Raw genomic sequence first — 23,537 nt, 5'->3', positions numbered from 1 at the left:
GAAATGCCAAGTGGATTTTTTGAAGGGATAGAGAAGGTCCAGTTTGAAGGCGTGGATAGCAAGAACTCGTTGGCCTTTCGTCACTACGACCCGGATGAAATCATCATGGGCAAGCGTATGGAGGACCATCTGCGGTTTGCTGTGGCCTGGTGGCATTCATTCGCGTGGGAGGGCGGAGACCCCTTTGGTGGACCTACGTTCGAACGCCCATGGTATCCTCAGGACGATATGGGCCGGGCCCGTCAGAAGGCAGATATTGCATTCGAATTGTTTGAGCTTTTGGGGCAGCCATTCTTTTGCTGGCACGACGCTGACATCCGGCCCGAACAGGGAAATTTTGCCGATAACCTGCGCACATTAGAAGATATCACCGATTATATCGGTGAAAAGATGCAGGTGTCTGGCACCAAGCTGCTTTGGGGCACGGCCAATATGTTCAGCCATCGTCGCTGGATGTCTGGTGCCAGTACCAATCCTGATCCCGACGTTTTTGCGTTTGCAGCTGCGACAGTGAAATCCTGCATGGATGCGACCCACAAGCTCGGCGGAGAAAACTACGTTCTATGGGGTGGCCGAGAAGGCTATGAAACCCTGTTGAACACGGATTTGAAAACCGAGTTGGACCACATGGGCCGTTTCTTGAACATGGTCGTTGAATACAAACACAAGATTGGGTTCAAAGGAACTATTCTCGTTGAGCCCAAGCCTCAGGAGCCGTCCAAACACCAATACGACTACGACGCCGCGACTTGTATTGGATTTCTCAGGAAGTACGGGTTGGAGGACGAGGTCAAGTTGAACCTCGAGCAGGGGCATGCGATCCTGGCCGGACACAGTTTCGAGCATGAAATTGCGGTCGCCGCTGCCGAAGGGATGCTTGGCTCGATCGACATGAACCGAAACGATTACCAATCCGGATGGGATACGGACCAGTTCCCGAACAACACGCCAGAGGTTGCTTTGGCATATTACTACATCCTGAAAGCTGGTGGCTTTACAACTGGGGGCACAAATTTTGACGCCAAAATTCGTCGGCAATCGCTTGATGCAAAAGATCTTGTTGCAGCCCATGTCGGCGGAATGGACATTTGTGCACGGGGCTTGAAAGCTGCGGCTGCTATGATTGAAGACGGTGGCTTGGAGGACGCGCTGACGGAACGGTATTCCGGTTGGAACACGCCGAAAGCAGTTTCTATGTTGGGTAGCAGTCTGGAAGAGATTTCTGCCCGGGTTCTGCAGGAAAATACCAACCCGAAACCACAATCTGGGCGTCAGGAGATTCTGGAGAATTATGTGAACAGGTTTGTGTGACCAAGGAAAACTGCAATCGGGGAACTGTCAAAAGAATCTTGTCAGAAGAGCTTTGCTTGGGCGGGGTAGGGGTGTTGCGTAGCTTTTGCCCATGACCAGACCTGCATCTTTCAAATACTATAACAACCGGTTCTGAGATCATCCGCTTGACCGTGATGCTGTACATCCGATTCCCGCTCTCGCTTTGGAATGCCGTAGATCTGTTGCACGAGCGAGGCATCGACCTGAGTCAAGAAACCGACTGCTACTGTTGGGACAGGTTCGGTCCGATGTTTGCCTCTGAGATCCGAAGAATGCGGATGCAACAACTGCGCGCACTCTCGATATGGAAGTGGCACGCCGACGAGATTTTGTGGAGGTGAATGGCAAGAGACATTGCCTCTGGCGGGTTGTTGATCACGAAGGCGAGGTGCTGGAAACCGTTGTCACCAAACGCCCAAACGAGTAGCCGCTTATTTCGGGATCAAGATCAGTGGTTTTGGGGCTGGGTAAACAGCCTACTGTAGTCACTGCAGTGATCAGTCACCATTTAGTGCGAACAAAGGATTACAGCGGGCATTGACGCTTAGCTATCGTCGGACAAGCGCCAGATGTCTTGCTCTCCAAACCCACGGATTGTTCGCGCACCGACATTCTCAAGGTCAAACTGATCTTTGAGGACCTGCGCGACTTCGTCCTGGACTGAAATCTGCATCGGGTCAGAGAATTCCTGAAGTCTGGAGGCCAGATTCACAGCCGGACCAAAGATATCGTACACATACTTCTGGATGCCAACGACCGACCCGACTACCGATCCCGTGGCCAGTCCGATTCTGCACCGCCACTGATGCGGATGGCTCAGGTTTCGGCGGGTCAAATAGCGTACGAAACGAATGGCTGTGTTTGCGATTGCCTTGGCGTGATCCGGAGTCGGATCGGGCAGACCAGCGACGGTGATATATGCGTCTCCGATTGTCTTGATCCGTTCGCAACCGAATTGCTCACCTATGCGATCAAACGCGCTGTAAATATCGTTCAGCTCAGTGACGGTGACGCTTGGGTCCTGCGAGGCGACCATATCCGTGAACCCCACGAAATCGAGCATCAGGACGGAGACGGGGTCATAGAGTTGTGGCGTGACCACGCCGAAAGTCTTGTACTCTTCGTAGACCGACCGGGGCATCAGATTTAGCAGCAGTTTTTCAACCTGCTCCTTTTCCCGCTTCAACTCGCGGGTGTTCCGTTCGACCATCATCGAATAGGAGTCGATCATGGACTCCAGCTCTTTGATACGGGTGATGTTCTGACATACCAGAACCAGCACATCGTCGTGCGCGACCGTGAAATCGAGTGCGATCACCAGTGTGCGGCGTTTCTTTTTGAACGTGATTTCTGATGTATGCCGCCCGGTGCCGGACAGGCTTGTTTGCACTGTGTCGATATCCAGATCAGGAAAGAGCTGCTGCAATTGGTCTGAAGGGCCATCGGCACTGAACCACTCGTCAAACGTATCATTGCGGAACCCAAACTTCAGCGATTGACGGTCCAGTAGGGCAACGCCCACACCAATCGCGCGAAGGAGCTGTTCATTGATGGCTTCGATGGTCATGATTTATCCAACAATCAAGGGGCGACGTTTACTGAATTCCGCGACAACGATATCGATATCCTCGGCATCCACGCCGTGTCTTTGCAAAGCATCACGGAGCACGACCTCCAACTCGTCGAAATGGTCATCCGTAATTGCGAGATGAGAGTGTAACTGGCGCAGTTGATTGTCGGTGTAGGAGGCCGGACCACCAAGGAGCGACGCTATGAACTTGGTCTGATGGTCGACCATGCGGCTCATATCCACGTTGTCGAAGAAGGGTCCAACCTCGTCATTGTCCAGCAGGATGTCATAGAACGAGAACACGATCTTGCTGATCTGTGAAAACCCACCGTATTTTTCATAAAGTGTGCGCTCGGCCATAACAAAATCCCCCTTAAACAAACTAATACCAAGAAAATGGTGGATCGACTACACCGGGTAATCTTCATCGTTCTTTGACGGTTGGGTCAAAGAACGATGAGCCAGTGATTCACGATCTCAGCCACGCTGCATGACAATTTCAGCGTACTCGGATGAGATGCAAAGTGTGTCATTGCCTGAGATATCGAACTTCTCGATCAGGGCCATGATATCGCGCTGCAGCGCCTCTTGTCCCGGTGCGTCCAGTGCATCGAAGGCCTTTTGCATCGGACCATAGAAAGTCCGAAAATACTCTAGGAAGTGTTCGGCTGAACGGTAGCGGAACATGAAGTTCTTGCGTCGGAACGAAACGATGGTGCTGTGCGATCCGAAGGATTCTTCAATCCAGTCCCGGCTGCCCCACAAAGCCGGAGAGCTTACGCCAGCAGGCGGAGGCACATGTTTACCGATCGTTTTGAACAGAAGACCGATGAAGCTGTCCGGCGTCCAGTTGGCCAGACCAATCTTGCCGCCGCGTTTGACGACCCGTTGCAGCTCTGCTGCTGATTGTTGTTGGTTCGGTGTGAACATCACGCCGAACGTCGAAACCACCGCGTCGCAGGATTGATCATCGAAAGGCAGGTTTTCGGCGTCGGCAACCTTGTAGGTCACGAACAGACCTTCCGCTTTGGCGCGCTGGCTGCTGGCGTCCAGCAGGGCTTCTACATAGTCGGTCGATGTAACATCACAAAAGCGCCGGGCGAAGGCCAGGGTGGCATTACCATTCCCGGCGGCGACATCCAGTACCTTGGAACCGGGCATCAGATCCATGCTTTCAGCCAGTTCTTCACCCGTAATTTGAAGGGTGACACCCACTTTGCTGTAGTCGCCGGAGCCCCAGGCGACGTTTTGCTTTGCTTTGATTGCCGCAAAGTCTGTGGTGGCGTTGATCGATGTTTGAATACCCATGATATTGCTCCTTTTGATGTAGCAGTGGTTTGATGAAGGCCGCATTGCTAAATGCGGCCCCGGTCAGGCAGCTTGACGTTCTGGCCAGCTGACAGTTTCAACGGGCCGCTCCACATTGGCCACGTGTTCGAAAATCCTTGCGTTGATCCATTCGGGCTGGAAGACCGGCGCCATATGGCCCAGCTCGGGCAGCAACGCGATCCGCGCATTGGGCAAAGCCTTCGCGATCTCAACTGAGACGTGCTGCGCAATCTCAGGTGACTCCAAACCAGTCATTACCAACGTCGGTATATCAAGCTTGGACAGGTCCTTCAGTTGCCAGGTTTCAGCAAAACCTTTTGCAAAATCAGACATGACTGATGGGATCATCCCAATGAACCGGTCTCGGGCCTGCGCGGGCAGCGAGTTCCAAAACCCCTTCTCGTTCCAGAAATCCAAAAAGTGATGCATACCAGCAGCGGCATCGCCATCCGCTGCTGCGGCGCTCACCACACCCGCGAGAAGCTGGATTTGCCCGAACAGTTTCTTGCTGACATCATTGCCAGCCTGCAGAAAATGAAAGGCTGCAGGCTCATATACCGTCAGGCTTTTGACAAGATCAGGACGCATCAACGCGACCTTGATGGCGACGCCTCCGCCGTTGGAATGCCCAACCAGATGCACGGGGCGTCCCAGCGCTTCGATTTCGCGGATTACCGATATGGCAGAAAACGCCGCACCGTTTTGAGAGTTATCTCCAGTCAACGGGCTACGACCGTACCCGGGAAGATCAACAGCGTGAACACTAAAGCGACCTTCCAGATCCGCCGCCAGTTGGTTCCATTGCCCACTATTGGACGCCGAAGAATGCAACGCAAAAATAGGCGCGTTAATCATTTCAGTAGTTCTAAATGAAATAGTCATCGTTTTTACCCAATCGCACTTAAGATGGGCAATAACTGACCTTTCTATGTTTCATTGTGATGTCTGGAAGCGGTGCCAAGTGTTTCAGTTGTTGCTCTGTGAAGCAGGTCACACAACTTGCTATCCGGCTCAAAAACAAACAGGTTTATCGGCCGGTACTTGGCTGAGTTGGCACCTATTGAAACAATTGAAACACGCGATGCTGATTTTGAAATGGCATTGAAACAATGGTATCCTAAAAATTCAGGATGACGATGGGCATGGCGAACGAATTTGAAGAAATCGAGAAGGCGAGGGACCTTCTTCGTGATGCGATCGAATCTCTCAAAGAAGGGTTCGCCCTCTATGATGATGATCGCCGCCTTGTCCTGTTCAATCAACGATATGCCGAGATGAACAAGGGGGTTGCCGACCTGCTGCAACCCGGACTGGACTGGGAAATCCTGATGCGCGAGACGGCGCGCCGGGGAATTTACGCCGAGGCCATCGGCAATGAACAGCAGTGGGTTTCGGACCGGTTGGCTAATGGGGTCGAGTTCATCCAAGACTTTGAGCTGATGGAAACGGATGGGCGCACCTACCTGGTTTCTGTTCATCCCACCAAGTTCGGCGGATTTGTCGTCACGCGTGAGGATATCACCGAACGCAAACAAGCCGAGGTCGAAGAGCGCGACGGCGATCTATTGATCCGAAAGGTGCTGGATGCCAGTTCGGCAATCGTAACTATGGCGCGGATTGGTGATGGACAGATCTTGTATCGCACGCCTGCTGCGCTGCAGATGTTCGGACCTTCCAAATCTGCAAAACAGCATTATCAAAAGCCGGAAGAGCGCGCGGATTTTGTAACCCAGCTTCTGGCCGATGGTCGTGTCGATGACTACAAGCTCGACTTGATTAATGCGGCTGGCAAAACCTTCCCTGCGTCGATTTCGTCTCAATTGATCGATTACAAAGGCGAAGAAGTCATCGTGACCAGCGTGATCGATCTAACCGTCCAGAAAGAGGCTGATGCCTTGATCCGTCAGGTCATGGAGGCTTATCCAGCAGCCATCAACATGACGCATGCCGACACCGGCGAGGTGCTGTTTGCTACGCCCGAGATAAAGGCGCTGTTTGGTGATGCAGAAAGTTCGAAATCCTACTATGCGGATCCGAATGAGCGCCAACGGTACCTGAAAGACCTCCGGCAAGCGGGGGCGCTTAAGGATCGGCGTATGGAGTTCGTCGATGCAAGCGGACGAAAGTTCTGGGGGGCGGATTCTTCACGGCTGATCGAGTTCAATGGTGAAGAAGTAATCGTTTCCAATACCCGCGATCTGACCGATGAATTGGCCATTGAGGCTGAGCTTGAAAAGCAACGAGAGCTGCTGTTCCAGAACGAAAAGATGTCTGCGCTTGGCGAACTACTCGCGGGTGTGGCGCATGAGCTTAACAATCCATTGTCGGTTGTTGTGGGTCATTCGTTGATGCTGAAGGAAGAAATTTCCGACCCCGACCTCGGTGTCAGGATTGAAAAAATCGGCAATGCTGCAGAACGCTGCGCGAAGATTGTAAAGACCTTTCTGGCGATGGCGCGTCAGCAGCCCAGCAAGATCGAGCAGGTTGATGTTCCCAGCATGATCGAAACAGCTGCGGATGTCGCCGGGTACGGTAGCTCATCAGGCGAAATTCGCATTGAGCAAAGTGTGCCAGAAGACCTGCCCGCAGTTGCCGGGGATGCGGACCAGCTTACGCAAGTCGTCTTGAATCTTATCATCAATGCCGAGCAGGCCATGACCGCATCCGGCATCGGCGACCAGATCATGCTGTCTGCCGAGGTCAAGCCTGACACCGGAATGGTTGAGATCACGGTTCAGGACAATGGCCCCGGTATCCCTAAAGCCATACGCGCACGTATCTTCGAGCCGTTCTTCACCACAAAGGAGGTGGGTGACGGCACCGGGATCGGGCTTGCTTTCTGTCACCGGATCATTCTGTCCCATGGCGGTCAGATCAGGCTTGATCAGGCCGCAGTGTCCGGCACCTGCTTCCGGATAACTCTGCCCGTCGCAAAGATGCAAAATGATGTGGCTGAAGAAAAACCCGAACCCGCCGCGAATTTTGCCAAGCACCGTGCATTGGTCGTGGATGATGAGGTCGAAGTGGGTGAGATCAATGCCGAGATACTGCGGAAGGATGGCTTTCACGTTGATTTCGTTACCTCAGGGGAAGAGGCGCTCAGGCAACTGCAGTCCGCCAACTACGATGTATTCCTAAGTGATATGAACATGCCCGGTGTTGACGGACGCAAGATTTATGAGGCGCTGGTGGCGCGTTTTCCGAAAATGCTGACCCGGACAGCATACATCACCGGGGACACCATGGGTGAAAGCTCATTGGGACTGCTGAAGGAATCCGGTCTGCCCTATCTGGAAAAACCCGTCTCGCCTTCGGAACTGAGAATACTTGTCGGAAAGCTGCTCGCCGATCAGAAGGATCAAACGGATGAATGACCAGAAAACCCATATCCTGGTTTGCGATGACGAGATCGACGTGCGCGAGATGCTTCAGGAATATCTGAGCAAACGCGGGTACGAGGTTTCTGCAGCCGCTGGCGGAGAAGAGCTCCGGTCTGTCATCTCCTCTCGTGCTGTTGATGTCATGATCATGGATATCAATATGCCAAAGGAAGACGGTCTTTCGATCCTCGGATCGCTTCGTCCTGAAAACACGACGCCCGTGATCATGTTGACTGCAGCAGGCGATGTAGTGGACCGGATCATCGGGCTTGAGATGGGGGCAGATGACTATCTTGGAAAGCCGGTTGATCTTCGGGAACTGGAAGCGCGGATCAAGGCCCTATTGCGCCGAGGGGCCATCAACGAAAGTCTGCCTGCAGATGCCTCCGAAGGCAATTTGGCCCTTTTTGGCGACTACACGCTGGATAAAGAGGCAGCCAAACTTCTTGCGCCGGATGGATCCGAGGTCCCGCTAACGGCGATGGAGTATAGTCTGCTCAAGGTGTTTGCTGAAAACAAAGGGCGTGTTTTGAACCGTGATCAGTTGCTAGAACAAGCGCACGACCGGTCCTGGGATCCGTTCGATCGCAGCATTGATATCAGAATATCCAGACTGCGCCGGAAGCTTGAAACCAACCCGGAAAAGCCGGAAATCATCAGAACCGTGCGGGGTATAGGTTATGTTTATGATCCCAAATAGGGTTTGCCGTTCCGGACAAGCAAATTGCGAGTAGCACCGTGGAAACCAAGCTCGTCACGACCATAATTGCTGACATTTCTGACAGCACTCCGTTCTACGAAGAAATGGGGGACGATCAGGCACAGCAGTTGATTCAGTTTGAAATCGATCGATTGCGTGAGGTTCTACTTGGGTTTGGCGGAGTTCCTGTGGGGCAGAAAGGCGATGACGTCTTGTCCTATTTCAAGGAACCCGAGGCCGCCGTAATCGCGGTTGTAGAGATGATTCAGAAACCGCCTGGAACATTACTGTCGGTCCACGCGGGTGTTCATCAAGGTCCTGTTGTTATTGGCGATAATGGGATATTTGGCGAAACAGTTAATCTGACCGCACGTTTGGCGGCCGCGGCCAATCCGGGTGAAGCTTGTGTCAGCGAAAGCGTCGCCAAGGATCTAAGCCCCGAAAGTCTCCAGATGCTCACCCCAATCGGATCGCTTCGCCTGAAAGGTGTGAGTGAACCGGTCAAAGCTTATTCAGTCCTGGCCTCAACGGACGGGTTAAGCACCGTGATGCATCTGCCGACGCAGACGGCCAGCGGATCTGAGGGCATGCAACAGAATGAAAGCTTTGCGCTCATTCTTTATCACGACGATCATACCTGGCGGTGTCGGGAAGGCGGGGAGCTAACGATCGGCAGATCCAGTCAATGCGATGTCATCCTGCCTGAGCCGTGGGTTTCGCGACTGCATGCGGTACTCAGCATGAAAGGCGGGAAGCTGATGCTGGCGGATCGCAGTTCGTCGGGAACTTACGTACAATTCGAGAATGCGCGTGAAATCCAGCTTAAGCGCGAGAACATAATGCTGGCCGATAGCGGGCTGATATCGCCTGCACTATCAATTTTGCACTCTGATGCGCGCCCATTAGAGTTTGAGGTCGTCCGCCGATAAACGACGTGGCACGCCTGAATTCTGGCTTCTGTGGTGAAAGTCTCAGAAAGAAACTCGCGATTGTGCTAGAATCGGCACCAATTGCGTATTTCAACCAAGATTGGGAGGGAATGATGTCATTGAATACTTCAGGAAACCAGCTTCGTCAGGGCGCTCTGATCCTGGGTGCAGCTACACTCTTGTTTGGTGCTGATGCAACTGCCCAGTCAGCGATGCCCAATGCCTGCCCTGTGGATGGATGTGAGGTGCAGATTGTATCGGTCGCCAAAGAGGGCGACGAACTGCTTGTAAACTACGATGCGAATTTCACTCCGGACGTATCGAAGAACCATTTCCATACATGGTGGGGCGAAAGCTATTCCGTTGAGCAAGTCGGCAGAAATGCCCAAAGCGAATTCAATGCCGTTCAGGGCAGGTGGCATCGGCACGATGATTACCCAAGCTATGTGACGAAGGAGGCGGCCTCGACATCGGCGCGCGAGGGAGGGACGACACTGTGCGTTACTGCTGCCGATAGGGACCACAACATATTGGATGCGACCAAGTATCATTGCGTGGATGTGCAAGAGCACCTCTGAAGCGCCAAGAATATCATGACTTTTCCCGCGTTCATCGGCCGTTACGCTGTTGACCGTGAAATCGCGAGCGGTGGGTTCGCGGCGGTTGTCCTTGCGCGGGACGACGAGTTGGAGGTTCCGGTAACCCTCAAGATTCTGCACGCCAACCTTGCGACCAATGACAAAGTCATCACCCATTTTCTCGAAGAAGCCCGTCTGTTGCGGCGCATTCGATCTCCGCGCGTTGTCTCCGTGCATGACGTGGGGCGTTTGGAGGACGGGCGGCCCTATTTTGTCATGGACTACGCGGATCGCGGCACATTGGCCGACCGACTAAAGCGTCTAAGCCCCGCTGCTTTGGCCAAACGCGAAGGTGTGGAAATACTGATTGATGCAATGGCAGATGGCTTGTCTGCGGTTCACGACGCGAATGTCGTGCATCGGGACGTCAAACCCGCAAATGTCCTTCTGCAACGAGTGAAGCGGTCCAAAGACGATAACAGCACGACGGTTTCTGATGCTTTGGTCGGCCTAGACGAGAGGGTTTTTCTGGCGGATCTCGGTATTGCGAAGGATTTAGCGATCGGTGTGACCGGCGCGACCATGATGGCTGGGACACCGCTCTATCAAGCGCCAGAACAAGCTGAGCACGGGCAACCCGTAACGCCGATGACCGACATCTATTCGGCCAGCGCGCTGATGTGGCATGTCCTGACGGGAAAAGCGCCGCCGCCATTCCATCGCGTTACCGAGTATCTTTCCAGCCTGCCGGAAATGTGGCGCGATTGCATTGAGCACGGGATGGCAATGGACCCGCAGGCGCGTTTTCTGGATATGGTGTCCTGGCGCAGTGCAATGAATGATGCGTTGGATCGTGACCGGCGAGAGGCCGCATCCGAAGCGGTGACGCAGATATCGGAAAGTAGGGTGGAATGCCCCTACAAAGGGCTCGCCGCGTTCCAGCCAGAGGATTCCGACTATTTCTTTGGACGCGAGGATCTTGTTGAGGAACTTGTGACCCGGCTTCAACAGAGCCGGATATTGGTTCTGGGTGGCTCATCCGGTAGTGGTAAATCATCCGTTCTGCGAGCAGGGCTGTTGCCAGCGATCGCTGCCAACGCGATATCCGGTAGCGAAAACTGGCGCGTTTGTGTTTTTACTCCCGGGCGCGATCCAATGACCGATTTGTACTTTCAACTCATCGGCGACAATTCTCACCTTACGGCTCAGGTCTCGCTCAACGACTTCATCGCCTATCCGAGTGCGGCGCGCCGATTGGCCACCGCGAATGAAGGAGAGTTGTTGATCTGCATTGATCAGTTCGAAGAACTGTTCACGCTGGTCAAACATGAACGCAGAAGCAAGTTCATCGAAGCCTTGTCAGCTATGACGGACCCCGCAGATAGCCGTGTTCGTATCGTGCTGACAATCCGTGCGGACTTTTATGCATCCTGTGCAGAGATACCGTGGCTTGCGGATCGAATCTCGGAAAACCAGTTTTTGGTCGGGCCGATGACACGGCCCGAGCTGCGCCGCGCAATCAGCGAACCGGCACATGCAGCTGGTTTGCACATGGACAGGTCCCTTATTGATGCGATCGTTGATGAGGCCGGGCGCGAAGCGGGTTCGCTCCCGCTGGTGGCGCATTCTCTGTATGAAACATGGAGCCGACGTAAAGGTGCGGTCATGTCTCTGGACGGCTACCGTCAGTCCGGTGGTGTCACAGGGGCAATCAGCCAGACAGCAGAGACACTTTTCACAGACGTTTTTGACAAAGTTCAGCAAGAGGCAACCCGGCGGCTATTCTTGCGTCTGGTTACGCCCGGCGAGGGGACTCCGGACACACGGCGGTTGTTGCCGATCGATGAGATCGAGCGCGACTCGGACCCGGACACAACGCGGCGGGTCGTTGAAGCTTTGACAGATGCGCGGTTGCTGACGCTGGATGACAAAAATGTTCAGATTGCGCATGAGGCGCTGCTGCGTACATGGCCGCGACTTAATTCATGGATCGAAGAAAGCCGCGATGATCTGCGCATGCGTCAGCGTATTCAGCATGACGCTGCAGAGTGGGATGTTGAAAATCGCGAGCCCGATTTACTTTATCGCGGCACAAGGTTGTTGTCGGCTGAAGAATGGTCGGTGAAGAACCAGAATATCCTCGGTGCGTTAGAGCGGGAATTTCTGGGCGCTGCACGAGATGCGCGTGACCAAGCGCAGGCTGCATCCAAAATGCGCCGGCGTCGGCGTCGACGTATCAATCAAGTTGCCGTTGCTGCCCTTGCCTTGCTGGCCATTGGCGCAACGGTTTCGTCTTTCTTGGCTATCCGCGCGTCCAACCTTGCCGAAAGCAACAGACAGATGGCCGTTGCCGCAACAGCTGAAGCCAATGAAAGGTTCGCAAGGGCGCTAGGCGCTGCGGCGAACGGGTTATCGGATACAGATCCCTTGCTAGCCCTGTCACTCAGCGCCGAAGCGATTGTCCGAGCCGAAACTGCTGGTTCGACATCAGAAGCGAGGGCGGCGATGCTGATGGCTCGGCAAAATCTGGGTGAGGGTGGGCTTGTCCCACTGGGCAGCCCGTTTACGGTTGGTGACGCGCAGACGATGGCTATTGATGCATCCGGTACGCGTGTTGCGGTTGGATTACGTGATGGGCGCATCGTGGTTCATAGGGCTGAATCCGGCGGAGCGGTTATTGCTGAACTGGTGGGGCATTCCGGCGGGATAAGGGATGTTGCATTCTCTCCCGATGGAGAGTTGCTGGTTTCAGCGGCAACGGATGGGGATGTCCGCCTTTGGAATGTTGGTTCGGCCAGATACGGCCCGATCACGACACTGTTCTCTGGCAATGACGTCGCATTTGGCGTGGCCTTTGATTCCACCGGCAAGCGTATCGCATCGGCGACCGGTGACGGGACCGTTCGCCTCTGGAACGTTTCCAATGGAATGCAAATTGGAGAGCCATTGGCGAAAATGCCGCTGGGCTTCAAAAAGGTCGCGTTTTCGCCCGTTTCAGAAGGACTTGTTGCCGGAAATGTCGATGGTGGCATATTCGGCTGGGTCGACGCAAAGGCTACGCCTGCATTTCCGCCGATACCGGGCGGTCCGCTGGGGCCTGACCCCGATCACCTGTCCTTCAGCCGCGACGGGAGAACATTCGCGGTATCCCATACGAACGGGAAGGTCACGACGATTGGTTTTCCGGATGGTTCTCCAATTGTTGATCGTTTTTCAGATAGTACCGACATCGTAGCAGCAGCATTTACCGCGCCGGACAATCTGCTGGTAGGGGCAGGGGCAGACGGAACGCTGCGATTGGAAAATTCAAACATGGAACGTGTTGGCGATGTGGTGCAAGCGCACAGTCAGAGGGTTGTGGACCTTGAAGTCGCCCAAAATGCCCCGTTGCTGGCGACTTTGGGCCGGGATCAGCAGGTACGTCTCTGGCGGATTGGGACCGACCCCGGCGGCAAAGACACGCTTGTTTTGCAGAACGGGGCAAAGGCGCTGGGCATCGCTTATACGCCGGATGCAAAGTCTATAGCCATCGGTGACAGTGAGGGGAACATCTGGGTCTGGAAGATGGGGGCTTCCATGAAACCCATGCAGCTGAAGGGGCATGAAAGCCAGGTGTGGGCGATCTCTTTCTCGCTGGATGGCAAAACCATGGTGACTGGTGATCGCGAAGGCGGCTTGAAAATCTGGGACATGGCTGCCATGCGGCTGAAAAATCAACTCGATCTGGGGCAGGCTCCCGTCTGGTCGATCATGCCGGGGTCAGGTCCCGAGGTCTTTGTGGCGACAGGAGATGGAGTGCTGCAAATCGATATCTCAGAGGCTAATTTGGTCAAGAGCTTTGCGCCAGCTGACATTCAGGCAAATCGTGTCGCCGCCTCTGAAGATGGCAGCATGCTGGCAGCGGCCTCGGTGGACGGTAAGGTCTATATTTGGTCGATTGGCGACGGTCAGTTGATCAGAGTGATTGAAGCTGATGACAACACGCTTTGGGGTGTTGCTTTCAGTCGTGATGGCACACAGGCTGCAACTGCTTCCAGCGATGAGGTGGTCAAGGTCTGGGATGTTGAAACCGGCGAAGAGATTGCCGCTTATGGTGGCCATAAGGGTGGGGCGACGGATGTTGCCTTTTTGGCGGATGAGGCAACCTTGGTGGCAATCGACCGATCTGGGGAACTGCATTGGTGGGATACCGCGACGCACCGTCGGCTCATGCCTGTCGAAAAGATCCATGCAGGCCCGACCTGGCGTATCGCGCTGGCACCTGACGGACATTCTTTTGCGACAACCAGCGAAGCCGGTGATGTTCGGGTTTGGGACAGGTTGAGCTTAGAGATCGCATGTGCGTTGGGCAGTCCAACCTTCGATGAAGGGCGCAGGGTTCAGTATTTGGGAAGCGATGAGCCAACAACGACCTGTGATGCCTTCGCGAATTGATCACATGGCGAGTATTGAAAAGCTCGGGCGGGCGCTTGGATTTGAAGCGGAACTAAGCAGGCGTGATCAGATTATGGTCGGTTCACAACGAAATCCGGCATGATTTGCGCCTGTGTGATTGCGTCATCGACATCATGCCCTGCGAAAAAACCGTACCCCGAAATCAGGGCCGAGGCGATTCCGGCAGCATGGGCCCCCAATATGTCGGTATGCAAGCTGTCACCAACCATAAGCACGCGAGTTTTATCGACCCGGCCAAGTCGCTTAAAAGCCAAGTCAAAAATATTCTCAAATGGTTTGCCGAAGAATTCGGGTACAACGCCGGTTCGATCGGCAAGACGATGCGCGAACAGACCGGGTTCGTCTGAAAACCCGTGCTCGCGTGGTGCGACTATGTCCGGATTTCCAACCAATACCGGACGCGGGCGTTTTAGCAGGGCTGCTTCCAAATGAGCCTGACGTGCCTCGGACCAGACGGCTGAGCCGATCATCAGAAACCCCTCAACCGAGTCATAGGGCTCGGGATCGTCATCGAGATAAGTCAGGTTCAAATCTTCCAGATCGCGAAGGCCGGTGCTGGGTGTTGCCATCAAACCCCAGTGCAGCGCGCGTTGACCGCCCAGCTCAGCCAGCAGTGTTGCGCGGCTTGTGATGATATCTTCTGGTGCAAAATCATATCCCAGCCGGGCGTATTTCTCGACGAGCGCCGCATGAGGTTGACCAGCTGCATTCGAGACGACCAGAACGCGTTTACCCATGGCTTTGAGCTGATCAACCCGCGCGGCTGTACCGGGAATCGCAGTCTCGCCGATATTGAGAACACCGAACGCATCCAGAAGGAATACATCGAAGCCTTCAGCAATATCCATCAAAGTGTTCGCATGCTGATAGGATTGAATAGCTGGTTCAGCAGCCGGAAGCCGATGCCGAACGGCCTCGTAGGCGTCGAAAGCCTCTTGGGTCGTGAAGCGGCTCAAATAATTGCCCCTCGTACTTTGGCAGACACCCATTCGCTGATCATGACGGCAATCAGAATGACGATCAGGATAAGGCTGACCTGCGGCCATGCCAGAACGTTCAGCGACGCCGACAATTGCAGCCCGATGCCGCCTGCGCCCACAAGGCCAAGAACCGTAGACTCGCGAATATTGATGTCCCAGCGGAATACGGCGATCCCGGCAAAGGCGGGCAATATTTGCGGGACGATTCCATAGGCCATGACTTGCCAGCGGGATGCGCCGGTGGCGGTGATGGCTTCGACTTGGGTGTGATCAATTTCCTCGATGGCTTCATAGAGAAGCTTGGCGCAGAAGCCGATCGAACGAATGGCTATGGCGATAACACCTGCGAATACTCCGGGTCCAATGATTGCGATTAACAAAAGCGCCCAGATTAGCGAGTTGATCGAGCGGGTTGAGACGATGATCAGTAACGCGATGGGGCGGATGAACACGGCCGACGGCGTGGTGTTGCGGGCGGCCAGAAAGGCGACCGGTACGGCAAGGAACAGCGCAATGATCGTACCAAGTGTGGCGATGTTCAGCGTGTCCCAGATCGGGCGGCCTAACTGCGTGATGTAGTCCCACTTTGGTGGTGTCGCGCGGGTCCAGATATCGTTCGCGATCCGGGGTGCGTCCCACACAAAGAACCATGTCGTCGAGGCCGAGATGATCTGCCAGCAGTAGACAAAGACCGCCACACCCAACAGCCAGCAAAACCAACGCACAAGGCTTTGACCGGTCGTGCGTCTGCGCCAGATTTGCGTACCTTCATGTTCAAGCACTGGCATTACTGGACCCTCGCGCGGATGATACCCGAGAGGTATTCGAGCGCCATGACGATCCCGATGATCAGGATCAGAATGGCTGCCGCAGTGTCATACTCATAACGGTCAAACGCCGTATTCAGCGTTGCCCCAATGCCACCGGCCCCCACAAGCCCAAGAATTGCACTTTCGCGAAAGTTGATATCGATCCTGTACATCGACAGCCCGACCAGTCGCGGCATGACCTGTGGCTGCACGCCGTAGTTGATCCATTGCATCCATCGCGCGCCCGAGGCTTTGATCGCCTCGGCCTGCACTTTGTCCATGGCCTCGATGTCTTCAGCCAAGAGCTTGGACAGGAAACCGATAGTGGCGAAGGACAGTGTCAGGAAGCCGGCTAAAGGTCCGAACCCAAAGATGGCAACCAGAAGAATGGCGACGATGATCTCTTGCAGGGCGCGGCTGATCGCAACAATGCCTCGGCAGATCACATAGACCGGGAGAGGCGCAATATTGCGTGCAGCGCCCAGTCCGATCGGGATCGATATCAGGATGCCCACCACCGACGCTGCAACCGTCATCACGATGCTCTCAAGAAGACCGCTCCAGATATCGCTCCAGCGCGATATGAAATCCGGGCTTGTGAAAGCAAGGACAAAAGCCCAACCGCGATCCAAGCCTTCATAAACCCGGCCCCAATCCACCTCGATGGTCATAAATGCCGCAATCAGATAGGCGACGAATCCAACGATCAAGGTCCAGCGCAGTAAGGCGTTTTTGACGAAGGCCGGTTTCCGCCAGCCTTTGCCCAGCAGGTCATCAAGTTCGGGATGGCTCATTCCGCGGCCTCGATCTCTTCGTCGTCTTCAACTTTCTCTATGGTCGCTTCCCAGTCTTCTTCGCCATAGATTTCGGTCAACTTGTCAGGCGTAAGCCCAGAGGGGAGGCCGTCAAATACGATTTCACCAAAGCGTAGGCCAACGACGCGCGGTACGAACATTTGCGCAAGGGCCACGTCATGAATGTTGATTATCGCGGCTAATCCGCGTTCCTGACACAGCTCGGTAATCAAGCGCATGATCTGACGGCTGGTTTTTGGGTCCAGTGAGGCGGTCGGTTCATCCACCAGCAGAAGCTTGGGATTTTGGATTAGCGCCCGGCATATTCCAACCCGCTGACGCTGACCACCTGACAGTTCGTCCGCTCGTTTGTCGGCCATATGCAACAGACCCACGCGATCCAGCAGGCGAAATGCTTCATCCACGTCAGACTGGGGGTAACGTCGCAGGAAGCTCCGCCAAAACCCAACATATCCCAGCCGTCCCGACAGTACATTTTCCATGACGGTCAGGCGTTCAACCAGTGCGTATTCCTGAAAGATCATCCCCATTTCACGACGTGCTTTCCGCAGCGCGCCCGAGCCGAGTTTGACCAGGTCCACGTCGTCCAGCAGAACCTCGCCACTTGTGGGTTCAACCAAACGGTTAATGCAGCGGATCATGGTGGATTTGCCAGCACCAGAAGGCCCGATCAGCGCCAGAACCTGGCCCTTTGGCACATCTAGATCGATCGCCTTCAGGGCCTGATCGCCGGTTTTATAAGTTTTTGTAAGCTTTTGAAGCCGCAGCATTTATGCCCCCGGTTCGGGTGGTAACGGGCCCCGCAGGGCCCGTTGGATGTAGTATCGACTACTGGCAGGCGTAGGAAACGCCGTTGGCCGCGTCGATCTTGCGGATGACGTCCCAGAACTCCTGATAGGTCATCTCAAGGAACTGACCTTCATTCGATTTCGAGAACTCAGCCTCAAGCGTCGTTCCCTCCCAGTCGAAGCTGAAGAAGGCATTGCGGATTTTCTCCTGTAGCTCCGGCGTCAGGTTGTACACGGTTCCAAAGCCTGTCGTCGGGAAGGTCTGCGACTTGTAGATCGTGATTACGTCGTCTTCGTTGATCACATCGCGCGAGATCATCCGCGATTTGACCGAATTAGCGATCGAGGCAGCCAGATAGTCCTTATTGGCGACACCCAAGATCGAGTTGTCGTGCTTGCCCGAATAAACCGGCTCAAAATCGCGTTCGGGTAGCAGATCAAAGTCGCTTTTCAGGATCGCTGACGGCGCTTTGAAGCCCGAGTTCGAAGTAGGAGAAGTAAAGGCCAATTGCTTGCCCTTGATATCCTCAACCTTTTCGATGCCTGAACCGGGATAGGTGATGATCTCCATCTCGTATCCGAAGTTTCCGTCTTTCGACGCCATGATCGTGAAGGGTCGGAAACCAGCACAGTTCACGGCCAACGGGTTTGAACCGGTATTGAAGCCCGCAATATGCAGACGCCCCGAACGCATGGCCTCAATCTGGGCCGCGTTGTTCTGAACTGGAAAGAAAACAACGTCTTTGCCAGTTTCCGCTTTCAGATGATCAAGAAAGTCCGACCAAGCAGTTTTGTATACGGCAGGGTCTTCAACCGGGGTGTAGGCAAAGATCAGAGTATCAGGATCAATCTGATCGGCAGGATCAGCGGGGATATCCGCGATCAGATCGCCATCGGCATCGCAGAACCGCGCATCCAGATCACCGCGCGGGCAGTCTTGCGCCGAAGCCGTGCCCGAAAGTGACAAGAGCGCGATTGCGGAAGCTCCGATCAGTAGTTTGATATCAAATTTCATTTCTTCCTCCCAGTCATGCGTGGCTTTTCTGTCCACGGTTTGTCGTTCTTTGCAAGGACTGCTCAGCGACAAGAATCTTCACCCCGGCGTCGTTGATCGCGCCAAGCAAATCCCCTGTTGGTTTGGTATCAGTTACGATTGAATTCAGCCCGTCAAGGTCGCCCACACGGGTCAAACCTTTGCGGTCGAATTTCTCGGACCCGATCAGAAGATGTCGCGTCGCGGCGCGTGCCAGCATCATCCGTTTGACGGTTGCGAAACCGCGCACGGTTTCTGACGGCCCTTCTTCTGACAGGCCGGACGCGCCAATCATGCAGCGATCGACGTTGAAACGAGACAGGAAATCCAGTGTATCTGTCCCGATCGTGGCGGACTCGGCGGTCAGATATTCGCCTGGGCATAGAATGACTTCAACGGGTGCGTGACCAAGGGTCATGGCCACCGGTATCGAATTCGTAATTGCCGTGCAGTGAATGCCCCGATACGCCAACATACGGGCCATCTCGATCGTGGTTGAGCCGGAATCGATCATCACCGTCTCGCCTTCCTGAATCAGGTCAGCTGCGCATTTGCCGATCTTTTCACGCTCATCAAGGCGGGCGTGGGTGCGCTCATCCAGACTTGGATAACGTCCTTGTATCGGGGCAGAGGCACCGCCATGCGCCCGCGAGATCAGCCCATCATCGGCAAGGGCATCAAAATCCCGGCGCACCGTTTCCGCCGAGACATTGAAACGCTGCGCCAATTCGCTGATCCGGACGTGCGGGCGAAGCTTCAACTCCAACAATATCTCACGGCGGCGGTCGGATTTCTTGAACCGACTCTGGCGCTTGTTGGTTTTCTTATCGCGCGTTTCCGCTTTGGGCATCTGGCAATCCGACTCGGTTTCAATCTCACTTTTGTGGCGTTTCAGTCGTTTTGCAACAATTTCTGTTGCAAAGCCCACGATTCATTGTGAGACTTCAAAGAACTGTTTCTATTTCGAGGCGTAGCAATCGAAGTGCACCGGCGTTCTGGATGTGGCCACCTTGTTCAACAGCACGTATGTGTTGCCATTGCCCTTTGCGTAGTGCCAGAGCTAAGAGCGCGCGCATGAGCAAGACCGAATTCACAGATCAGATCGGTGCGCTTCCAGTGCGATGGGACAAGTCCGACAAGCTGCGGGTTCTCATGGTCACTTCGCGTGACCGGGGGCGGTGGGTCATCCCCAAAGGTTGGATGATGGATGGTAAGAAGCCTTGGCATGCCGCTGAAATCGAAGCTTTGGAAGAGGCCGGAGCTGTTGGCTTTATCTCCAAGAAATCGATCGGGTGCTTTCACTATGATAAGCGATACGAGGGTAAAAGCAGCGTGCCTTGCCGCGTAACGCTTTATCCGTTGATTGTGGAACGGCTCAAACGCCGTTGGAAGGAACGCGACGAACGCAAGCGCCACTGGTTCTCACCTGCCAAGGCCGCAAAGCTTGTCGAAGAGAAAGAACTGGCGCGTTTGTTAAAGAGCCTGTCAGATAATCAAGAGACGTTGGCTGTTATCGAGAAATTGCGAAAGGCCGCATGAGGAAGGGCATATAAGAGCCGGGAAATCCGGACGCAGTGAACTTAAAGGGAGAGAAATCAATGAAGAAATTTACATCCACAACGTTGGGATCGCTTATTGCCCTTGCCGCATCGATGTCAGCGGCACAGGCTGACAAGTTGACACTTTATTGTTCGGCACAAGAGGATTGGTGCCAGCTTATGGCGCGCAGTTTCGAAGATGCGACTGGCATTGACGTCAATATGACCCGTAAATCCTCAGGTGAGACATTTGCTCAGATCCGTGCAGAAAGCTCCAACCCCAAGGGTGATGTCTGGTGGGGCGGTACCGGTGATCCACATCTACAGGCCGCAGAAGAGGGCCTGACGATGGAATACATGTCGCCGATGCGTGACCAGCTTCATGATTGGGCGATTTCTCAGGCGGAAAGCGCTGGTAACAAGACCATCGGCATCTATTCAGGTGCGCTTGGTTACGGCTACAATGCCGATCTAGTCGCCGCGAACAACCTTCCCGAACCTGCTTGCTGGAAGGACCTTCTGAAGCCCGAGTACAAGGGGCACGTTCAGATGGCGAACCCGAACTCATCAGGTACGGCCTACACGACGCTGGCCTCGATGGTGCAAATCTTCGGCGAGGACGAAGGATTTGAATTCATGAAGGGGCTACATTCGAACATCAACCAATACACCAAGTCGGGCTCGGCACCGATCAAGGCTGCTGGTCGAGGCGAGAATACAATTGGTATCGTTTTCATGCATGACGCAGTAAAGCAGGCGGTATCGGGTTTCCCGATCAAAGTCGTCGCGCCATGTGAAGGTACTGGTTACGAGATCGGTTCGATGTCGATCATCGAAGGCGCGCGCAACGAAGATGAGGCCAAAAAGTTCTATGACTGGGCATTGTCGCCCGAGGCGCAGAACCTCGCCCTTCAGGTAAATGCCTTCCAAGTGCCGTCAAACAAAGGTGCTGAAACTTCGGAAAGCGCGCCTGACATGAGCCAGATCAAGCTGATCGACTATGACTTCAAGAAATACGGCTCGTCGGATGAGCGCAAGCGCTTGCTGCAGAAATGGGACGAAGAGGTTTCGGTACTGCCGCAGTAAATGACTGACGACACGACAAAAACGACCCATCCGGTTCTGATCTTCTGGGTCATCGCCGGGTGGGTCGGATTCTGCCTGCTGCCGTGGTACATGGTTGACGGTGGCCTGTGGTCGTTCGAGTGGCTTTTGGACGGCTACCCGTTTGACGAAGATTATGCGCCTGCTGCCTTTCTGATCGGTCAGGGCGAAAAACTGTGGCTTGCGCCGCTTCTTATCGCTCTACTATTGCCGCTTTCGGTACTAAGGCGCGCCAAATCAGATCCGCTGTATGCGCGCATTCTGATCCTGTCAGGGGCACTGGGCTTCGGCTGGCTGATCGCACAAGGGTTCAGCATCGGAATCCGAGGCTACAATTTCGATTGGCTGGAAGCCTTGTTCGGAGAGCTCGGTGATCGGCAATTCGGCATGGGCTATGGCGCGATGATCTGCGCGTCGAGTTTTCTGTTCCTTCTGACCCAGGGTGTCGCCGCACGTGGGGCGATTAACGGAGACGTCTTCGTGGTCAGCGCCATCGGCGGTGTGATCACCATCGTCACCGCGTTTGTGTTCTTTCCCATCGCCAAGATGCTGTTCGCTGCCTTTGTGACGGAAGAGGGCGCGTACTCCATCGCAGTGTTCTTCTCGAAGTTCTTTGACGACCGGCTTTGGGGGCTGGGATGTTTCTGGGGCGCACGATGCGGGGCGGCATGGAACTCACTGTTTCTGTCCATCCTCGTCGGCTTCATCACCACTGCGCTCGGCTTGTGCTTTGCGCTTGTCGTGACCCGCTCGGGCTTTCGGTACAAGCGCGCGTTGCGCGCACTGACGGTTCTGCCGATTATCACGCCACCGTTCGTGATCGGCCTAGCGCTGATCCTGCTGTTTGGATTGTCGGGTTCAGTAACGCAGTTCTTTGCCGAATTATTCGGCACCCAACCCACTCGCTGGCTGTATGGCATGCCGGGTGTTCTGATTGCGCAGACGTTGGCATTTACACCCATCGCCTTCCTTGTGCTGATTGGCGTCGTTGAAGGGGTGTCTCCCTCGATGGAAGAAGCAGCCCAGACATTGCGCGCGAATAGATGGCAGACGTTCAAAACCGTGTCCCTACCGTTAATGCGCCCTGGCCTTGCTAATGCTTTCCTTCTGGGCTTCATCGAAAGCATGGCCGATTTCGGCAACCCACTTGTGCTAGGTGGCAATTTCGATGTGCTGTCGACCGAGATTTTCTTTGCAATTGTTGGTGCGCAATATGATCAAGGCCGCGCTGCGGTTCTGGCCATGGTGCTTCTGTTCTTCACGCTTTCAGCCTTCTACGCGCAGCGAGCCTGGCTGGGTAAGAAAAGCTACACCACAGTCACGGGCAAAGGTGACGCTGGCGTACATCCATTGATGCCAACCGGCCTTTCCATCCCGGTGCTAACCGTCGCCCTTGGCTGGGCGGTGTTTACCATCGTCGTCTACGCCATGATCGTCTACGGCAGCGTGGTTGAACTGTGGGGAGTCAATAATTCCCTGACGTTCAAGCACTACGTCACTGCCTTCTCGGTTCGGTTCGAGTCGGAAGGAATTCGCTGGACAGGGGCCGCATGGGACAGTTTCTGGACCACCATAACAATCGCCGCAATCGCCGCGCCGCTTACGGCTGCAGTTGGGCTCGTGACGGCCTATCTACTAACCCGGCAGAGTTTCGCAGGCAAAGACGCTTTTGAGTTCGGCACCATGCTGTCCTTTGCCATCCCCGGTACCGTGATCGGTGTCAGCTACATTCTCGCCTTCAACGTGCCACCGATCGAGATCACGGGCACCGGTGTCATCCTTGTTGTCAGCTTCATCTTCCGCAATATGCCGGTCGGTGTCCGAGCCGGCATCGCCAGCATGTCGCAACTGGATCGCAGTCTTGACGAGTCATCTCTGACCCTCGGGGCAAATTCGTGGCAGACTTTCCGGCGGATCATCCTACCACTACTGCGCCCGGCAATTCTTGCGGCGCTTGTGTACAGCTTCGTGCGGGCCATGACGGCGATTTCGGCCGTGATCTTTCTGGTCAGCGCGGAATATGACATGGCGACCAGCTATATCATCGGGCGGGTCGAGAATAACGACTATGGTCTCGCCATCGCCTATTCCACCACTCTGATCTTTGTGATGCTGTCAGTGGTTGCCCTTATGCAGTTGATCGTGGGCCGGACCAAGATCGGGCGACGAATGACGCAGTCGCGGACCAATGTTTAGG

The 23,537-nt window shown here is 54.7% G+C and carries 19 protein-coding genes and 1 pseudogene; 10 read left to right on the top strand and 10 right to left on the bottom strand.

Annotated elements, in window-relative coordinates; genetic code table 11:
- Positions 1-3 precede the first annotated feature (3 nt).
- Entirely contained in the window at positions 4-1,311 is a 1,308-nt protein-coding gene (gene xylA / locus ACR0NE_RS08025) for a xylose isomerase (RefSeq protein WP_170597877.1), read from the top strand.
- Positions 1,312-1,402: 91 nt separating this feature from the next.
- Positions 1,403-1,753, top strand: a pseudogene (locus tag ACR0NE_RS08020) (DDE-type integrase/transposase/recombinase); the annotation flags it as partial.
- 123 nt (positions 1,754-1,876) lie between these two features.
- On the opposite strand, the gene ACR0NE_RS08015 reads toward ACR0NE_RS08020, so the two are convergent.
- From ACR0NE_RS08015 to ACR0NE_RS08000, 4 genes are all read right to left on the bottom strand, one after another.
- Positions 1,877-2,899 (bottom strand): adenylate/guanylate cyclase domain-containing protein, encoded by a 1,023-nt coding sequence (locus ACR0NE_RS08015; protein ID WP_170396212.1) that lies wholly within the window; start codon positions 2,897-2,899, stop codon positions 1,877-1,879.
- A gap of 3 nt (positions 2,900-2,902) precedes the next feature.
- Positions 2,903-3,262 (bottom strand): group I truncated hemoglobin, encoded by a 360-nt coding sequence (locus tag ACR0NE_RS08010; protein ID WP_170403431.1) that lies wholly within the window; start codon positions 3,260-3,262, stop codon positions 2,903-2,905.
- A 117-nt stretch (positions 3,263-3,379) separates the two neighbouring features.
- Positions 3,380-4,210 carry a class I SAM-dependent methyltransferase gene (locus ACR0NE_RS08005; RefSeq protein ID WP_170597879.1) on the bottom strand — a complete coding sequence of 277 codons (831 nt, stop codon included), beginning with the start codon at positions 4,208-4,210 and terminating at the stop codon, positions 3,380-3,382.
- A 63-nt stretch (positions 4,211-4,273) separates the two neighbouring features.
- Entirely contained in the window at positions 4,274-5,113 is an 840-nt protein-coding gene (locus ACR0NE_RS08000; protein WP_170597880.1) for an alpha/beta fold hydrolase, read from the bottom strand.
- Between the two features lie 260 nt (positions 5,114-5,373).
- On the opposite strand from ACR0NE_RS08000, the gene ACR0NE_RS07995 reads away from it, so the two are divergent.
- From ACR0NE_RS07995 to ACR0NE_RS07975, 5 genes are all read left to right on the top strand, one after another.
- Entirely contained in the window at positions 5,374-7,605 is a 2,232-nt protein-coding gene (locus tag ACR0NE_RS07995; RefSeq protein ID WP_255612044.1) for an ATP-binding protein, read from the top strand.
- Positions 7,598-8,311, top strand: a complete 714-nt coding sequence (locus ACR0NE_RS07990) for a response regulator (protein WP_170597884.1) — start codon at positions 7,598-7,600, stop codon at positions 8,309-8,311. The genes ACR0NE_RS07995 and ACR0NE_RS07990 overlap by 8 nt, the downstream gene beginning before the upstream one ends.
- A gap of 38 nt (positions 8,312-8,349) precedes the next feature.
- Complete coding sequence (locus tag ACR0NE_RS07985; protein ID WP_170597886.1) at positions 8,350-9,240, top strand: adenylate/guanylate cyclase domain-containing protein; 891 nt, start codon at positions 8,350-8,352, stop codon at positions 9,238-9,240.
- A gap of 113 nt (positions 9,241-9,353) precedes the next feature.
- Positions 9,354-9,818, top strand: coding sequence for a hypothetical protein (locus ACR0NE_RS07980; RefSeq protein ID WP_170396227.1), 465 nt, complete (start codon positions 9,354-9,356; stop codon positions 9,816-9,818).
- A 15-nt stretch (positions 9,819-9,833) separates the two neighbouring features.
- Entirely contained in the window at positions 9,834-14,252 is a 4,419-nt protein-coding gene (locus tag ACR0NE_RS07975; protein ID WP_170597888.1) for an nSTAND1 domain-containing NTPase, read from the top strand.
- Between the two features lie 71 nt (positions 14,253-14,323).
- On the opposite strand, the gene ACR0NE_RS07970 is transcribed toward ACR0NE_RS07975, so the two are convergent.
- From ACR0NE_RS07970 to ACR0NE_RS07945, 6 genes are read right to left on the bottom strand one after another with little or no spacing between them, the layout of a single operon-like run.
- Entirely contained in the window at positions 14,324-15,262 is a 939-nt protein-coding gene (locus ACR0NE_RS07970) for an HAD family hydrolase (protein ID WP_170597890.1), read from the bottom strand.
- Positions 15,226-16,041 carry a phosphonate ABC transporter, permease protein PhnE gene (gene phnE, locus ACR0NE_RS07965; protein WP_170396234.1) on the bottom strand — a complete coding sequence of 272 codons (816 nt, stop codon included), beginning with the start codon at positions 16,039-16,041 and terminating at the stop codon, positions 15,226-15,228. The genes ACR0NE_RS07970 and phnE (ACR0NE_RS07965) overlap by 37 nt, the downstream gene beginning before the upstream one ends.
- Positions 16,041-16,856, bottom strand: coding sequence for a phosphonate ABC transporter, permease protein PhnE (gene phnE, locus ACR0NE_RS07960; protein WP_170403405.1), 816 nt, complete (start codon positions 16,854-16,856; stop codon positions 16,041-16,043). Before phnE (ACR0NE_RS07960) ends, phnE (ACR0NE_RS07965) begins: the two co-directional genes overlap by 1 nt.
- On the bottom strand, positions 16,853-17,647 hold the full coding sequence (gene phnC / locus ACR0NE_RS07955) for a phosphonate ABC transporter ATP-binding protein (RefSeq protein WP_170403402.1): 795 nt from the start codon (positions 17,645-17,647) through the stop codon (positions 16,853-16,855). Before phnC ends, phnE (ACR0NE_RS07960) begins: the two co-directional genes overlap by 4 nt.
- 58 nt (positions 17,648-17,705) lie before the next feature.
- On the bottom strand, positions 17,706-18,680 hold the full coding sequence (gene phnD / locus ACR0NE_RS07950; RefSeq protein ID WP_170396240.1) for a phosphate/phosphite/phosphonate ABC transporter substrate-binding protein: 975 nt from the start codon (positions 18,678-18,680) through the stop codon (positions 17,706-17,708).
- A 13-nt stretch (positions 18,681-18,693) separates the two neighbouring features.
- Complete coding sequence (locus tag ACR0NE_RS07945; RefSeq protein WP_170597892.1) at positions 18,694-19,548, bottom strand: DeoR/GlpR family DNA-binding transcription regulator; 855 nt, start codon at positions 19,546-19,548, stop codon at positions 18,694-18,696.
- 224 nt (positions 19,549-19,772) lie between these two features.
- Between ACR0NE_RS07945 and ACR0NE_RS07940 the strand changes: the two genes are divergently transcribed.
- Genes ACR0NE_RS07940 through ACR0NE_RS07930 form a run of 3 tightly spaced genes read left to right on the top strand, consistent with a single transcriptional unit; the run spans position 19,773 to position 23,536 of the window.
- A complete protein-coding gene (locus tag ACR0NE_RS07940; protein WP_170396245.1) occupies positions 19,773-20,237 on the top strand; it encodes an NUDIX hydrolase in 465 nt (154 codons plus the stop codon).
- A 59-nt stretch (positions 20,238-20,296) separates the two neighbouring features.
- A complete protein-coding gene (locus tag ACR0NE_RS07935) occupies positions 20,297-21,322 on the top strand; it encodes an ABC transporter substrate-binding protein (protein ID WP_170422361.1) in 1,026 nt (341 codons plus the stop codon).
- Positions 21,323-23,536 (top strand): ABC transporter permease, encoded by a 2,214-nt coding sequence (locus ACR0NE_RS07930; protein ID WP_170597894.1) that lies wholly within the window; start codon positions 21,323-21,325, stop codon positions 23,534-23,536.
- Position 23,537 lies beyond the last annotated feature (1 nt).

The organism is Ruegeria sp. C9 (assembly GCF_056537585.1).
Note: the sequence above shows the minus strand (reverse complement) of the source record. Positions and strands in the feature narration are given on the sequence as shown.